This is a genomic window from Methylobacterium fujisawaense (genome assembly GCF_039619325.1).
Classification (GTDB): Bacteria; Pseudomonadota; Alphaproteobacteria; order Rhizobiales; family Beijerinckiaceae; genus Methylobacterium; species Methylobacterium fujisawaense.
In genome coordinates, this window is record NZ_CP155000.1 from 710,108 (window position 1) to 723,436 (window position 13,329).

15 protein-coding genes are annotated in these 13,329 nt (G+C 71.7%); 7 read left to right on the forward strand and 8 right to left on the reverse strand.

Going from position 1 to position 13,329, the window contains the following annotated elements:
• Positions 1 to 54: 54 nt before the first annotated feature.
• The 6 genes from ABC766_RS03360 to pdxY all read right to left on the reverse strand — a co-directional run bounded on the left by ABC766_RS03360 (position 55) and on the right by pdxY (position 4,461).
• Positions 55 to 411 carry a DUF6883 domain-containing protein gene (locus tag ABC766_RS03360; RefSeq protein WP_345821137.1) on the reverse strand — a complete coding sequence of 119 codons (357 nt, stop codon included), beginning with the start codon at positions 409 to 411 and terminating at the stop codon, positions 55 to 57.
• A gap of 5 nt (positions 412 to 416) precedes the next feature.
• A complete protein-coding gene (locus ABC766_RS03365; RefSeq protein ID WP_287091245.1) occupies positions 417 to 656 on the reverse strand; it encodes a DUF4926 domain-containing protein in 240 nt (79 codons plus the stop codon).
• Between the two features lie 117 nt (positions 657 to 773).
• On the reverse strand, positions 774 to 1,784 hold the full coding sequence (locus tag ABC766_RS03370; RefSeq protein WP_345821139.1) for an ABC transporter substrate-binding protein: 1,011 nt from the start codon (positions 1,782 to 1,784) through the stop codon (positions 774 to 776).
• 177 nt (positions 1,785 to 1,961) lie between these two features.
• A complete protein-coding gene (locus ABC766_RS03375; RefSeq protein ID WP_345821140.1) occupies positions 1,962 to 2,687 on the reverse strand; it encodes an NUDIX hydrolase in 726 nt (241 codons plus the stop codon).
• Positions 2,680 to 3,564, reverse strand: coding sequence for a PhzF family phenazine biosynthesis protein (locus ABC766_RS03380; protein WP_043389498.1), 885 nt, complete (start codon positions 3,562 to 3,564; stop codon positions 2,680 to 2,682). Before ABC766_RS03380 ends, ABC766_RS03375 begins: the two co-directional genes overlap by 8 nt.
• A gap of 48 nt (positions 3,565 to 3,612) precedes the next feature.
• Positions 3,613 to 4,461: a pyridoxal kinase PdxY gene (gene pdxY / locus ABC766_RS03385; RefSeq protein ID WP_345821141.1), complete on the reverse strand. Its 849-nt coding sequence runs from the start codon at positions 4,459 to 4,461 to the stop codon at positions 3,613 to 3,615.
• Between the two features lie 136 nt (positions 4,462 to 4,597).
• Between pdxY and ABC766_RS03390 the strand changes: the two genes are divergently transcribed.
• The 4 genes from ABC766_RS03390 (at position 4,598) to ABC766_RS03405 (ending at position 8,575) form a co-directional block, all read left to right on the forward strand.
• A complete protein-coding gene (locus ABC766_RS03390) occupies positions 4,598 to 5,119 on the forward strand; it encodes a DedA family protein (protein ID WP_043347771.1) in 522 nt (173 codons plus the stop codon).
• Positions 5,119 to 5,895 (forward strand): cobalamin-binding protein, encoded by a 777-nt coding sequence (locus ABC766_RS03395; protein WP_075379839.1) that lies wholly within the window; start codon positions 5,119 to 5,121, stop codon positions 5,893 to 5,895. The genes ABC766_RS03390 and ABC766_RS03395 overlap by 1 nt, the downstream gene beginning before the upstream one ends.
• Positions 5,896 to 6,025: 130 nt before the next feature.
• The gene (locus ABC766_RS03400) at positions 6,026 to 6,544 is read left to right on the forward strand and encodes an MmcB family DNA repair protein (protein ID WP_345821142.1); all 519 of its coding nucleotides are present in this window, start codon (positions 6,026 to 6,028) and stop codon (positions 6,542 to 6,544) included.
• A 426-nt stretch (positions 6,545 to 6,970) separates the two neighbouring features.
• Entirely contained in the window at positions 6,971 to 8,575 is a 1,605-nt protein-coding gene (locus tag ABC766_RS03405; protein WP_043389493.1) for a Na+/H+ antiporter, read from the forward strand.
• A gap of 90 nt (positions 8,576 to 8,665) precedes the next feature.
• Here the strand turns inward: ABC766_RS03405 and ABC766_RS03410 are convergent, their stop codons facing one another.
• Both ABC766_RS03410 and ABC766_RS03415 read right to left on the reverse strand, forming a co-directional pair.
• On the reverse strand, positions 8,666 to 8,944 hold the full coding sequence (locus ABC766_RS03410) for a hypothetical protein (RefSeq protein ID WP_051044690.1): 279 nt from the start codon (positions 8,942 to 8,944) through the stop codon (positions 8,666 to 8,668).
• Between the two features lie 147 nt (positions 8,945 to 9,091).
• Positions 9,092 to 9,541, reverse strand: coding sequence for a GNAT family N-acetyltransferase (locus ABC766_RS03415; RefSeq protein ID WP_345821143.1), 450 nt, complete (start codon positions 9,539 to 9,541; stop codon positions 9,092 to 9,094).
• Between the two features lie 190 nt (positions 9,542 to 9,731).
• On the opposite strand from ABC766_RS03415, the gene ABC766_RS03420 reads away from it, so the two are divergent.
• The 3 genes from ABC766_RS03420 to glyS all read left to right on the forward strand — a co-directional run bounded on the left by ABC766_RS03420 (position 9,732) and on the right by glyS (position 13,307).
• Entirely contained in the window at positions 9,732 to 10,643 is a 912-nt protein-coding gene (locus tag ABC766_RS03420; RefSeq protein WP_043347781.1) for a glycine--tRNA ligase subunit alpha, read from the forward strand.
• 68 nt (positions 10,644 to 10,711) lie between these two features.
• Positions 10,712 to 11,155 carry a DUF3828 domain-containing protein gene (locus ABC766_RS03425; protein WP_043347783.1) on the forward strand — a complete coding sequence of 148 codons (444 nt, stop codon included), beginning with the start codon at positions 10,712 to 10,714 and terminating at the stop codon, positions 11,153 to 11,155.
• A 52-nt stretch (positions 11,156 to 11,207) separates the two neighbouring features.
• A complete protein-coding gene (gene glyS, locus ABC766_RS03430) occupies positions 11,208 to 13,307 on the forward strand; it encodes a glycine--tRNA ligase subunit beta (RefSeq protein ID WP_287090308.1) in 2,100 nt (699 codons plus the stop codon).
• Positions 13,308 to 13,329: the final 22 nt, after the last annotated feature.

The following is a 13,329-nucleotide window of genomic DNA, read 5'->3' on the forward strand; positions in this document are numbered from 1 at the left end:
CCCCACGTTGGGGTGCGACCGCCGCGTCCGGACTTAGGCGCGGCAATGCCGAAGTCATCGCGCGGATGGTGGAGTGATCGGGTAAGCCGTGACCAGCGCCCTGAGCGCGCCATCGTCGATCTGCTTCCAGACGGATCTGACGGGATGACGCGATCCGTCGGGCATCTGCATCGGACCTTCGCAGATGTACTTAATGACAAAGCTGTTCTCGACGCTGGCGACGAGATTATCGCTGCATCCATGCTCGAGCAGGGCGGCGATGAAGCTGCGGGGATCCTCGCGGGTGAAGCCGCGCGACAGAAAGAACGCGGCTTTCGGGCCTCCCTCGGCATGCCGGTCGTCGAGCAGATAGCCGCCGATCTTCGCGTCCGGGATGCAGGGCACCGGCACACGCCCGCCGAAACGTGTCATTAAAGTCAGGCAGCCGCGAGGGCTTCGGCCAGGATCGTCGCCGTGCCCGCAACCGGGCTCGCGAACTCGACCTCGTAGGCCTCGCCATCGGCGTAGACCTCCACGATGGTCCCGCGGGCGCCGGCGGGCACGGGCAGGCCGTCGTCCGTGACGGCGTCGCGCAGGGTCGTGACCACGCTCAGCTCGGGAAAGAGCGGCGTGACCTCCGGCGCCTTGCGCAACGTGTGCATCGTCTCGAAGGACATGGCGTGATCCTGGCGCACCGCGGAGGAGCGCGCAACCCGCGCTCCTCGGACGGGCCGCGCTTCCCATGCATGACGGGTGCTTGAAGACGAAAGACTCCTCCCGTCTGCGCGCCGCGCTCAGTTCGAGGCCGCGGCGGTGAAGCTCCGGTCCATGGCCCGCCCGACGTCCAGCGTCCTCGACAGGATCCCGTACCGCGTCGCCCGGTCCGAGGCCTCCTGGACCTCCGTCACGACACCGTCGTCGAGCGCGATCGGCCGCGTCCGCTGCGCCGTGTAGGCCGCGCGCAGGACGTCCTCCGGCAGCCTGGTCAGCGCGGCCGTGTTCCGGGCGTAGGCGTCGAGATGGTCCAGCGACCAGAGCCGCGCCCTGTCCAGGCGGCTCAGGAAGTCCTGCAGGGCGGCCCGCTTGGTGGCGATGGCGCTGTCCGAGGCGACGATGAAGGTGATGGTCGGCGTAAGGCCCAAGCCGTCCGCGATCGGCCGGGCCTTGTCCCTGAGCGTCGCGAACGAGACGTAGGGCTCCCAGACCGCCCAGGCATCCACCGAGCCGGCCATCAGCGCGACCTTGGCGTCGACCGGGTTGAGCGGCGCGAAGGTGGCCTCGGATGGCGCGATCCCAGCCTTCTCCAGCGTCGCGCGGATCAGGAACTGGCCCCAGCCGCCGCGGGTGCCGGCGAGGCGCTTCCCCTTGAGGTCGGCGGCCGAGCGGATCGGCGAATCCGCGCGGACCAGGATCGCCTGCGTCCGCGGATCCGACTTGGTGCCGCCGATCGCCTTGATCGGTGCCCCGGCCGCGACGACCGTGAGGAAGGAGAGGTCGCCGGTGTAGCCGACATCGAGGGCGCCGGCGTTGAGCGCCTCCAGGATCGGCGCGGCGGCGGGGAATTCCGACCATTCGATCCGGTAGGGCAGATCCTTCGCGGAGCCGGCGCTCTCGAGGAGTGACCGGTTCCCGCCCTTCTGGTCGCCGACCCGCAGGACGACCTCCTCCGCGCGGGCGGCCACCGCGGCCAGCGTCGTCGTGACCAGGGTCGTTGTGGCCAGCGTCGTGGCCAGCGTCAGTGCGGCGGCGAGCAGCGCGCCGGCGAACCGGCGGCCGCCGGGACGCGCGTGAGATCCGATGAGCATGGGGCCTGCCGCGATCCGCTGCCCGCGTTGTGCGGGGCTGTTCTGTGGAAGGCCGAGCTTATGCTTGCCGCGAGGGCGGTCAATGAAACGAAAATCTGTATTGCCCGCGATTGATGCCAGAGATGACATCCGGCCGCCCCCGCGGGGAGACGAACGTCTTTCTCCGCGCCGCGCCGGTCAGCGGGCGGGCGGGAACGCGTCCGCCAGGTAGGCCCGGACGAAGCCCGGCATCCGCGCGGCATCGATGTCGTCGCGGCCCCGCACCACGTGCATCCCGGCGAGTTCCGGCTCGGCCTCGGCGCCGAGATGGTCGGCGATCCGCGCCACGAGCCGCGCGGCCGTGTCCGGGAAGCGCACCGGCCGCAGGAACGCGAGCTGGCCCTCCCCCTCCAGCAGCACCCAATCCGTTTCGGCCTCGTCCGGCAGCGCCAGGCCGGTCTCCTCGGCGAGTTCCCGGGCGGCGCTGCCGACGAGATCGACCCGCGCGCCCTGTATGTCGTCCGGATCCGGAGTGCCGCAGGGGAAGTAGAGCTGGCCGGCATTGGCCGTGCGGGCCCCCATCTCGCCGAGCAGGACGGCGCCGTCCGAGGTCCAGGGCACGATCGCCGCGAAGGCGTTGGCGATGCGGGCGTCTGCGATGCGGGCGTCGGCGTGCCGGGTGTCCCGGTAGTAGGTGAAGGTGGCGTAGCGCGTCGCGAACAGGTCCAGGCGGGCGGCCCCGTCCGCGACCGCGTGATCGCAGCACAGCAGGACGGTGCCGTCGAACATGCCGGGCGCGCGGGCGATCCGGGTCTGCCAATGCGCCGCGATGGCGTCGGCATTCTCCCGGGGGAAGGCCCAGTCGTAGGTCACGAACCGCGCCGTCACGGCGGCAAGCTGCGTGATCCGGAAGCCGTCAGACATGCAGGGTGCCGTCGGCCACGATCACCGCGGCCCCGCCGATCTCGACGCTCCGCAGGGCCCCCGCCTCGATGGTGAGCTGGAGCGCGATCTCGCTCGGCCGCCCCATCGCCTCACCCTGGCGGATCGCCACGTCGTGCGTGCCGTCGCCCAGGGCCTCGAACTGCATCAGCACCCCCGCGAAGGCGGAGGCCGCCGAGCCGGTGGCGGGATCCTCCGTGACGCCGAAATTCGGCGCGAACATGCGGACCCGCCAGCTCTGGCCGGTGCCCTCGGGGTCGGGTGTGTAGAGGTAGAGCCCGTCGTTCGGGTCGGGCGCCTGGGCCGGCCGGGCGGCGTCGAGGGCCGTCACCGAGCCCACGGGCACGCAGGTGAAGCTCGGCCCGACGCCGTGGCGGCTCGGCGCGTGCCGGCCGGTGCCGATGTCGGCGGGCTTGAGGCCGAGGAGCGGGGCCAGCAAGGCGGGCTCGGGGCCGGGACCGAGGTATTCCGGCAGGATCGGCAGCCGGAACCGCGCCCGTCCGCCGCTGCCGTCCGCCAGCGTTTCGACCACGCAGGGGACGATTCCGATCCGCTCCTCCAGGCCGAAGGCCCGGGCGTCGCCCCGGGACGGATCCTGCAGCGCCAGCAGCACGGCGGTGCCCACCGTCGGGTGGCCGGCGAAGGGCAGCTCCCGGCCTGGGGTGAAGATGCGCAAGGACGCCCGGTGCCGGGCCTCCGTGGGCGGCAGGACGAACACCGTCTCCGACAGGTTGAACTCCTGCGCGATGGCCTGCATGGCGGCGGTGTCGAGCCCCTCCGCGTCGAGCACCACGGCCAGCGGATTGCCGGCGAGCCTCTGCTCGGTGAACACGTCGAGGGTGACGAAGCGGCGCGCCATCGTGTCCATCCTTCTTGCTCTCGCCGGGCCCAGCCGAAGGGCGTGCCCTCACACCGCCTCGACCGGAAACCGCGCGCTCGGGTTCACGTATTCCTCCTGCGCGGCCACCGTCAGGATCTCCCGCGATCCTGCCTCGGCGGTGCGCTTGAGCAGCCCGTAGATCGAGGCCGCCGCCGCGCCGAGCGCCGCCTCGGCCGAGCCGGTCCGGGCATAGTGCACCAGGAACAGGGCCGCGATGCAGTCTCCCGCCCCGTTCACCGCGATGGCGAGCCGCGGGGTGCGAACCCGGAACACCCGCCCCTCCGCGCCCGCGAGCAGGTCGATGCTGTCGGCGGGCGTGTCGGCGCAGAGCGCCGAGGTGACCAGGACCACCCGCGGCCCCCGCGCCTGGAGCGCCGCGATCGCGGCTCCGGCCTCCGCCAGGGTGCGGCTCGGCAGGCCGGTGAGGAGGCCGAGTTCGAACTGGTTGGGGGTGAGGATGTCGGCGGCCGGGACCGCGCGCTCGCGCAGGAACGCCTCGATGCCGGGCCGCACGTAGACGCCCTCCTCGACGTCGCCGATCACCGGGTCGCAGCAGTAGAGCGCTTGGGGGTTCGCCGCCCGCACGGCGTCCACCGCCTCCAGGATCGCGGCGCCGATCTCGGCCGACCCCATGTAGCCCGACAGCACCGCGTCGCAGGTCGAGAGCACGCCGCGCTCGCCGATGCCGCGCACCACCTCGCGGATCATCGCCGCGTCGAAGACGGGGCCGCGCCACGCGCCGTAACCGGTGTGGTTGGAGAACTGCACCGTATGCACGGGCCAGACCTCGACCCCGAGCCGCTGCATCGGAAACACCGCCGAGGCGTTGCCGACATGGCCGTAGGCGACATGGGACTGGATCGACAGGACGTTCAACGCGGGACTCGCTCGTTGTCCCGCTACGGTTAGCCGGTTCCCGCGCCGCCTGCACCCCTATCCCTTGCCGCCCTCCCCCGCGCGCCTCAGATGGGACCGACCCTCCTCCCACCCGCCGAGCCCCGTTCAGAGCCCCATGGACATCGAAGCGCTGCGCACCACGACCCTCGCCTTCGTGGAGGCGCACAAGGCCTGGACGCCGTTCATCGCCGGCGGCCTCGCCTTCTGCGAATCGATCGCGGTCCTGTCGCTGTTCGTGCCGGCGACCGTGATCCTGGTCGGCATCGGCGCCCTCGTCGGCGGCGCCGACATCCCGTTCTGGCCGGTGGTGATCGCCGCGGCGGTGGGCGCCGCGCTTGGCGACTGGATCTCCTACGAGGCCGGGCGCTGGCTCGGACCGGGGGCCAAGACCAAGTGGCCGCTGCGGCGCTACCCCGAGCTCATGGCCAAGGCCGAGGCCTTCATCGGGCGCTGGGGCATCGCCGCGGTGGCGCTGGGGCGGTTCTTCGGGCCGGCCCGGGCCCTGGTGCCGCTCTTCGCCGGCATCCTCGGCCTGGCGCGGCTGCCGTTCCAGCTGGCCAACGTCGCCTCCGCCCTGGTCTGGGCCTTCGTGCTGCTGGCCCCCGGGGCCGGGCTGCTCACGTGGTTCCATCGCTGATGCGGCGCTTCCCGCCCGAGCGGATCGTCTGCCTCACCGAGGAGACCGTCGAGACTCTGTACCTGCTGGGTGCGGAGGACCGGATCGTCGGCGTCTCGGGCTACGCGGTGCGCCCGCCCCGGGTCCGGAAGGAGAAGCCCCGGGTCTCGGCCTTCACCAGCGCGGATATCCCGAAGATCCTGGCGCTGGCGCCGGACCTCGTCCTGGCCTTCTCGGACCTCCAGGCCGGCATCGTCGCCGACCTCGCCCGGGCCGGTGTGGCGGTGCACCTGTTCAACCAGCGCGACGTGGCGGGCTGCCTTGCCATGGTCCGCACCCTCGGCGCCCTCGTCGGTCTGCCGGAACGGGCCGAGGCTTTGGCGGCCGGCTTCGAGGCGCGGCTGGCGGAGGCCGCCGCGGCGGTGCGGGACCGGCCGACCCTGCGCGTCTACTTCGAGGAATGGGACGCGCCGATGATCTCCGGCATCGGCTGGGTCTCGGATCTGATCGGCCTCGCGGGCGGCCGGGACGTGTTCCCGGCCTTGAGCCGGCAGCCGGCCGCGCAGGACCGGATCGTCACGCCCGAACAGGTGATCGAAGCCGCGCCCGACGTGATCCTCGCCTCGTGGTGCGGCAAGCGGGTCAATGTCGACCGCATCCGGTCTCGACCCGGTTGGGCGGCGATCCCGGCCGTGCGCGACGGGCGCATCCACGAGATCAAATCGCCGCTGATCCTGCAGCCCGGCCCGGCCGCGCTCACCGACGGGTTCGACGCGATCCGGGCCTGCCTCGGATGACCGCCTCGGATGACCGCCTCGGATGACCGCCTTGGATGATTGCCCCGGGGCGATGCCGCGCCGCAGGTGACGGACGGCGCCCGGATTGGCAGGATGTCCCGATTCGGCATAGGCGCATTCCCCGAGATTGATGTCCGCTTCCCTCGGCGTTTCCGATTCCGCCTCTCCGCCCCCGGCGGCCGAGGCGCTCCTGCCGCCCGACCGGCGGCAATCGCCGACGGCGCTGCGCATCCAGCGCGGCGTGCGGCGGCTGTTCTCCGAGATGGGTTGCGTCACCCTGCCGGAATTCTCCCTCGTCAACGGCCGCCGCGCCGACGTGATCGCCCTGTGCGGCGCCGGGAAGCTCACCATCGTGGAGATCAAGTCGAGCGTGGCGGATTTCCGCGCCGACCGGAAATGGCCGGATTACCGCGACTTCTGCGACCGGTTCTTCTTCGCGATCCCCGAGGACGTGCCCGAATCCCTGATCCCGGAGGAATGCGGCCTGATCGTCGCGGATGCCTACGGGGCCGGGATCCTGCGTGCGGCCCCCGAGCACCCGCTGAGCGGCGCCCGGCGCAAGGCCGTGACGCTCCGCTTCGCCCACAGCGCCGCGCGCATCCTCCACGCGCTCGCCGATCCGGGCGCGGTGCGGGAGGGGGCGCTGTAGGATACGGCCGGCGGCCGGATTCGCGCCGACGCGGCGGACCGCCCGGGACGGCTGAACGACGCTGGACCCATCCGTCGCGTCGGCGGTGGCCGAGAAGCTTTCGGCGACGCGAGCGGCAGCTGTCTCGCCGAACGTGGTCGAGGCGCGGACGATGCGCGGACTCGGATGCGTTCGATGGCGTCATGAACCGCAGGGCGGCCTCCCACCGGCTCCCGAGGATCGCGGGAACGAGCGATGCGCCATCTGCGAAAAGGACATCCACGCTGGATTGGCAGGCCGCGCAGGGCGGCTCATCGCGCAGACGAGCGACTGGCGATGGACGGCGGGGTTCGGTCTGGTACGTCTGCACTGGTATTCCACCGACGATTGAAATCTGCGTAGAACGGCCGCGCTTCCCGCCGATCCAGCGCCGAGCCCGATTCATCGATGACCTCCGTCGCCCTGTTCGAGCTGATCCTCGGCCTCCTCGGCGCGGCCCTGCTGCTGTCGCTGGCGGCCGGGCGCCTGGGCTTCCCGCCGGCCGCGGCCCTGGTCATCGGCGGCATGGCGCTGGCGGTGGTGCCGGGCCTGCCGGCCTTCACGCTCGACCCGGACCTGATCATGGTCCTGTTCCTGCCGCCGCTCCTGCTCGAATCCGCCTACTTCACCGTCTGGCGCGACTTCCGGGCGAGCCTCGGCCCGATCCTGTCGCTCTCGCTCGGGGCGGTCCTGTTCACGACCCTGATCGTCGGGCTCGTCGCCCACGCGGTGGTGCCGGCCCTGCCCTGGGCCGCCTGTTTCGCCCTGGGCGCCATCGTCTCGCCGCCGGACGCGGTCGCCGCCAAGGCGGTGCTGGCCCGGGTCGCCCTGCCCCGCCGGATGATCACGGTCCTGGAGGGCGAGAGCCTCGTCAACGACGCCTCGGGCCTCGTGCTCTACCGCTTCGCCGTGGCGGCCGCGCTGACGGGGAGCTTCAGCGCCTGGGCGGCGGCCGGCAGCTTCGCGTGGCTCGCGGTGGCGGGCGTCGCGGTCGGGCTCGCCTGCGGGCTGGCGGTGAACGCCGGGATGCGGCGGCTGCACGACGCCAACGCCATCACGGTGCTGAGCTTCCTCGCCGCCTATGTCGCCTACCTCGCGGCCGAGGAGGTCCACGCCTCCGGCGTCCTCGCCGTGGTGGCCTGCGGCCTGATGATGGGCGGCCGGGAGCACGAGACCTTCGACGCCCATGCCCGCCGCCATTCCGTGGCGGTGTGGGCATTCGTGGTGTTCGTGCTGGAGGCCCTGGTCTTCGTGCTGATCGGCCTGGCGCTGCGCGGCGTGCTGGCCCGGACCGGCGGCGAGTACGGCTCGCTCTCGGCGGGGCTGCCCCTGGCGCTCGCCGTCACCGCCACCTGCGTCGTCGCCCGCCTGCTCTGGGTGTTTCCCGCCGTCTACCTGCGGCGGCTCCTGTCGCCGCGGTTGCGCGCGCGGGAACCCTCCCCGAACCCGGCCGTGCCGCTGATCGTGGGATGGGCCGGGATGCGCGGGGTCGTGACCCTTGCGGCGGCCCTGGCGCTGCCGGTGGACTTCCCCGGCCGCGACGCCATCCTGGTCGCGGCCTTCGTGGTGATCCTGTTCACCGTGCTGGTGCAGGGCACGACCCTGGGGCCGCTGATCCGCCGGCTCCGCCTCGATCCCGTGGCGCACCTGCCCGACGGCCATCTCGACGCGCCCATGGCCCGCGTCGTCGTCAACGAGGCGGGACTCGCCGCCCTGGAGGGATTGGTGTTCCCCGAGACCGGGGCGCTGCAGCACCCGCGCCTCGTGGAGGAGTATCGTCGCCGGGTCCGGGCCTCTTCGCGGGACCGGGACGAGCGGACGGCGCTCGAAGCCGAGAAGAACGAGCACTTCGCCGCCGCGCTGCTCGCCGTGCGGTCAGGCCGGTCGGCGCTGATCGACCTGCACCGGCAGAACCGGGTCCACAGCTCGGTGCTGCGTCAGCTGGAAACGGAGATCGATCTGGAAGAGCTCCATCTCAAGCGTCTGGCCGGGACCGCGCCGGCCCATGGCTAGGACGCTCTCCGCCGAAGTGGGATTCCGTCCGGCGTCGGAGAGTGCGTCGAACCAGGGGCCTGGAGCCGTGCCCGACCGGGGTGCGGCTCCTCAATGGGCGGCGCAGCCGTCCGCCGGCTGGCCGTAGCCACTGTAGACGACCCGCACTTTGCGCAGGCAGGTCCCCTCGGACTTCGGCGCCACCGCCACGGGCGCGACGTCCACCGGCTCGACCCGCAGGGTCGCGGCCACCGGCTGGTCCTCGGAGGTGGCGAGCGCGCGGCTGGCGCTCATCACGACGGGCGTCGCGGCCAGCGACGAGATGGCGAGCGCGGCGAAGACGGCGATGTTCTTGCGGCCGAAGGTGTTGCGGGTGCGAGCATTGAACATGACGAGTGGTCCGTCGTATTGCGTTCGGCAGCGCTGAGGTGCCGAGATCCCCTGTTGCAGCGATAACTTGGCCGTTGGCTTGGCGGTTCCCGGTATTGCCCAAAAACCGCCACGCTTGCGTGTCCCGCCGCACCTGGGCGCGGGCCCTCAGAGGATCTTGCGGTACTGCACGAAGCCGGATTTCTCGGCGATTCGGTCGTAGAGCTGCATCGCGTCGGAGTTGGTCTCGTGCGTCAGCCAGTGGACGCGGGAGCAGCCGGCGGCTTTCGCGGCCTCGCAGACGTGCTCGATCAGCCGCCGCCCGATCCCGAGACCCCGGGCGCCGTCCGCCACGAACAGGTCCTGGAGGTAGCAGTAATCCCCGACCGTCCAGGCCGAGCGGTGGCGGATGTGGTGGACGAGGCCCACCGCCTCCGTGCCGCGCCACGCCAGGGCTCCGTCGACCGGCTCGGCCGGGTCGTTGAGGCGCCGCCAGGTCGTCTCCGTGACGGCGTCCGACAGGTCGACCTTGTAGAACGCCTGGTAGCCCCGCCAGAGCGGCAGCCAAGCATCCCGGTCGCCGGCGCCGATCCGGCGGATCGCGAGGCTGCTGTCCATGATTCTCTCCGCTGGTCCGGACGGATCGGACCTCATCCGGCCCGGACAGGCAACCCGGGCCGCCGGCGCCGAAGACCCGTCACCCGATCGCCTTCACCCGACACCCTGCGCCTTGCACCCCTGCCCGCCCGCACCTAAACCGGCCCGCCAGCGGCCCGAGCCGCCGCGCGAGCCCGAGCCTCCGACACCCATGTCCCAAAAGAAATCCTTCCAGGGTCTGATCCTGACGCTTCAGGAATTCTGGGCGGCGCAGGGCTGCGTGATCCTCCAGCCCTACGACATGGAGGTCGGCGCCGGCACCTTCCATCCGGCCACGACCCTGCGGGCGCTCGGCCCGAAACCCTGGAAGGCGGCCTATGTCCAGCCGTCGCGCCGGCCCAAGGACGGCCGCTACGGCGAGAACCCCAACCGGCTCCAGCACTATTACCAGTTCCAGGTGATCCTGAAGCCGAACCCGCCGAACCTGCAGGAGCTCTACCTCGCCTCGCTCGCGGCCATCGGCGTCGACCTCAAGCTCCACGACATCCGCTTCGTCGAGGACGATTGGGAGAGCCCGACGCTCGGCGCCTGGGGCCTGGGCTGGGAATGCTGGTGCGACGGGATGGAGGTCAGCCAGTTCACCTATTTCCAGCAGGTCGCGGGCTTCGAGTGCGCGCCGGTGGCGGGCGAGCTGACCTACGGGCTGGAGCGGCTCGCCATGTACGTCCAGGGCGTCGAGAACGTCTACGACCTCGACTTCAACGGCGCCGAGGGTGCGGACCGGATCACCTACGGGGACGTGTTCCTGCAGGCCGAGCAGGAATATTCCCGCCACAATTTCGAATCCGCCGACACGACGATGCTGTTCCGCCAGTTCACCGACGCGGAGGCGGCCTGCCGGTCCTACCTCGCGGCGGGCGCGCCCGCCGCGGAGGGCGAGCGCCACCGGATGGCGCAGCCGGCCTACGACCAGTGCATCAAGGCCAGCCACGTCTTCAACCTCCTCGACGCGCGCGGCGTGATCTCGGTGACGGAGCGCCAGAGCTACATCCTGCGGGTGCGGGAACTCGCCAAGGCCTGCGGGGCCGCGTGGCTGAAGACCGCGGCCGGCGGAGCCCCTTGAGCCTTCGCGCGTTGCAACCCCCGCCAACCGGCGCGCTCCGGCGCGTCCGCAGACGCGGGAACCTCGTGATGAAGAAGACGATCCTCGCCCTCAGCCTCCTCGGATTCGGCCTCGCCCCCGCGCTGGCGGCCGATCCCGGGCCTGAGGCCACAGTCAAGAAGCTCTACGCCGAGCCGCACCCGAATCACTCCTCCGTGTATTCGAAGCGCCTGCAGGGCCTGTTCGACGCCGACGCGAAGCAGGCCAACGGTGCCACCGGCAACCTCGACTTCGACTATCGCCTGAACGGCGAGCCCCTGAAGCCCGACACGGTGAAGAACCTGACCTTCAAGGAGGCCACCGAGGGCAAGGACCAAGCGAAGGTCACGGTGGAGCGCAAGGGCGGCGACGGATCGAAGGCGATCGTCTACGACCTCGTGCGCGAGGATGGCGGCTGGAAGGTCTCCGACGCCCACGCGATCGGCGACCGCAAGTGGCAGCTCACGACCATCCTCAAGGGCGAGGCGCGCTGAGCCTGGGCCGTCGACCCTCGACAGGGGTGCGGCGCGGCGATATGGCCGCGCCATGCCCGACCTCCTGCTCGAACTCCGCTCGGAAGAGATCCCCGCCCGCATGCAGCGGCGCGCGGCGGAGGATCTGAAAAAGCTCGTCACCGACGCCCTGGTGGCGCGCGGTTTCCTGTACGAGGGCGCCAAGGCGTTCTCGACGCCGCGCCGGCTGGCGCTGCACATCGCCGGCCTCCCCGCCCGGGGCGAGGCCGTGCGCGAGGAGCGCCGCGGCCCGCGGGTCGGCGCCCCCGAGGCGGCCGTCCAGGGCTTCCTGAAGGGCGCGGGACTGACGAGCCTCGATCAGGCCACGACCGTCACCGATCCCAAGAAGGGCGAATTCTACCTCGCGGTGATCGAGCGGCCCGGCCGCGAGACGCTGGACGTCCTGGCCGAGCTCCTGCCCGAAATCGTCAAGAACTTCCCCTGGCCGAAATCCATGCGCTGGGGCGCGGCCTCGGCGGAGCCGGGGTCCCTCCGCTGGGTGCGCCCGCTGCAATCGATCGTCGCGACCTTCGGGCCGGAGACCGAGAGCCCCGAGGTCGTGCCGTTCGCGGTCGGCGGGATCGCGGCCGGCACGGTGACCTACGGCCACCGCTTCCTCGCCCCGGAGGCGATCGAGGTGCGCCGGTTCGACGACTACATCCAGGCCCTGGAGCGGGCGAAGGTCATCCTCGACGCCGACCGGCGCAAGGACGTGATCCTGCACGATGCCCGCGACCTCGCCTTCGCCCGCGGCCTCGACCTCGTCGAGGACGAGGGGCTGCTGGAGGAGGTGTCGGGCCTCGTGGAATGGCCGGTGGTGCTGATGGGCTCCTTCGACGAGGCCTTCCTCGACATCCCCGCCGAGGCGATCCGGGCGACCATCCGGGCGAACCAGAAGTGCTTCGTCCTGCGCAAGGGCGGGTCGGAGGACCTGGCGCCGGCCTTTATCCTGGTCTCGAACCTCGTCGCCAGCGACGGCGGCCGGGCGATCACAGCCGGCAACGAGCGGGTGGTCCGGGCGCGCCTGTCGGACGCGAAGTTTTTCTGGGAGACCGACAAGGCGATCCGCTTGGAGGATCGGCTGCCGAAGCTCGACAGCATCGTCTTCCACGAGAAGCTCGGCACGCAGGGCGAGCGGATCGCCCGCATCGCCGCGCTGGCGAAGGACCTCGCGACTCTGGTCGGGGCCGATCCGGCGCTCGCCGAGCGCGCCGCCCGTCTCGCCAAGGCCGACCTCGTCACCGAGATGGTCGGCGAGTTCCCCGAGCTCCAGGGCCTGATGGGCCGCAAATACGCGGCGCTCCAGGGCGAGCACGACAGCGTCTGCGCGGCCATCGAGGAGCATTACAAGCCGCTCGGCCCCTCCGACCGGGTGCCGAGCGATCCGGTCTCCATCGCGGTGGCGCTCGCCGACAAGCTCGACACGCTGGTGGGGTTCTGGGCGATCGACGAGAAGCCCACGGGGAGCAAGGACCCGTTCGCCCTGCGCCGGGCGGCTCTGGGCGTGATCCGGCTGATCCTCGACCGCGGCTTGCGCCTGCGCCTTCTCGAGCAGGTCGGCGCGGCGGATCGCGGCCTCGCCGGGCGGGCCGGTGCGGATGCCGGGGATCTCCTCGGCTTCTTCGCGGACCGCCTCAAGGTCTACCTCCGCGACCAGGGCGCCCGCCACGACCTGATCGACGCCGTCTTCGCCCTGCCCGGCCAGGACGACCTGCTGATGGTCGTGCGCCGCGTCGAGGCGCTCGGACAGTTCCTCGACACCGAGGACGGGAAGAACCTGTTGGCCGGCTACAAGCGCGCGGCCAACATCCTGCGCATCGAGGAGAAGAAGGACGGCCGCGCCTACGATGCCGCGCCCGACGCCGCCCTCGCCGCCGCGGGCGAGCCGGCCGAGCGGGCACTGGCCGAGGCGCTGGCGAAGGCCCGGGAGACCGCCTCGGCGGCGGTCGCCCGCGAGGATTTCGCCGGGGCCATGCAGGCGCTCTCCACGCTCCGCGCGCCGGTGGACGCCTTCTTCCAGGACGTCACCGTCAACGCGCCCGATCCGAAGCTCCGCGAGAACCGCTTGGCTCTGCTCAACGCCCTGCGCGCCGCGACGCGGGAGGTGGCGGAGTTCGCGAAGATCGAGGGGTGAGGCGGAGCCTTCCCCGCGGACA

Bases quoted from the DNA above. Each gene is read 5' to 3' on its own strand.
- ABC766_RS03360 (WP_345821137.1), bottom strand. From the start codon at position 411: ATGACACGTTTCGGCGGGCGTGTGCCGGTGCCCTGCATCCCGGACGCG.
- ABC766_RS03365 (WP_287091245.1), bottom strand. From the start codon at position 656: ATGTCCTTCGAGACGATGCACACGTTGCGCAAGGCGCCGGAGGTCACG.
- ABC766_RS03370 (WP_345821139.1), bottom strand. From the start codon at position 1,784: ATGCTCATCGGATCTCACGCGCGTCCCGGCGGCCGCCGGTTCGCCGGC.
- ABC766_RS03375 (WP_345821140.1), bottom strand. From the start codon at position 2,687: ATGTCTGACGGCTTCCGGATCACGCAGCTTGCCGCCGTGACGGCGCGG.
- ABC766_RS03380 (WP_043389498.1), bottom strand. From the start codon at position 3,564: ATGGCGCGCCGCTTCGTCACCCTCGACGTGTTCACCGAGCAGAGGCTC.
- ABC766_RS03390 (WP_043347771.1), top strand. From the start codon at position 4,598: ATGGACATCGAAGCGCTGCGCACCACGACCCTCGCCTTCGTGGAGGCG.
- ABC766_RS03395 (WP_075379839.1), top strand. From the start codon at position 5,119: ATGCGGCGCTTCCCGCCCGAGCGGATCGTCTGCCTCACCGAGGAGACC.
- ABC766_RS03400 (WP_345821142.1), top strand. From the start codon at position 6,026: ATGTCCGCTTCCCTCGGCGTTTCCGATTCCGCCTCTCCGCCCCCGGCG.
- ABC766_RS03405 (WP_043389493.1), top strand. From the start codon at position 6,971: ATGACCTCCGTCGCCCTGTTCGAGCTGATCCTCGGCCTCCTCGGCGCG.
- ABC766_RS03410 (WP_051044690.1), bottom strand. From the start codon at position 8,944: ATGTTCAATGCTCGCACCCGCAACACCTTCGGCCGCAAGAACATCGCC.
- ABC766_RS03415 (WP_345821143.1), bottom strand. From the start codon at position 9,541: ATGGACAGCAGCCTCGCGATCCGCCGGATCGGCGCCGGCGACCGGGAT.
- ABC766_RS03420 (WP_043347781.1), top strand. From the start codon at position 9,732: ATGTCCCAAAAGAAATCCTTCCAGGGTCTGATCCTGACGCTTCAGGAA.
- ABC766_RS03425 (WP_043347783.1), top strand. From the start codon at position 10,712: ATGAAGAAGACGATCCTCGCCCTCAGCCTCCTCGGATTCGGCCTCGCC.
- glyS (WP_287090308.1), top strand. From the start codon at position 11,208: ATGCCCGACCTCCTGCTCGAACTCCGCTCGGAAGAGATCCCCGCCCGC.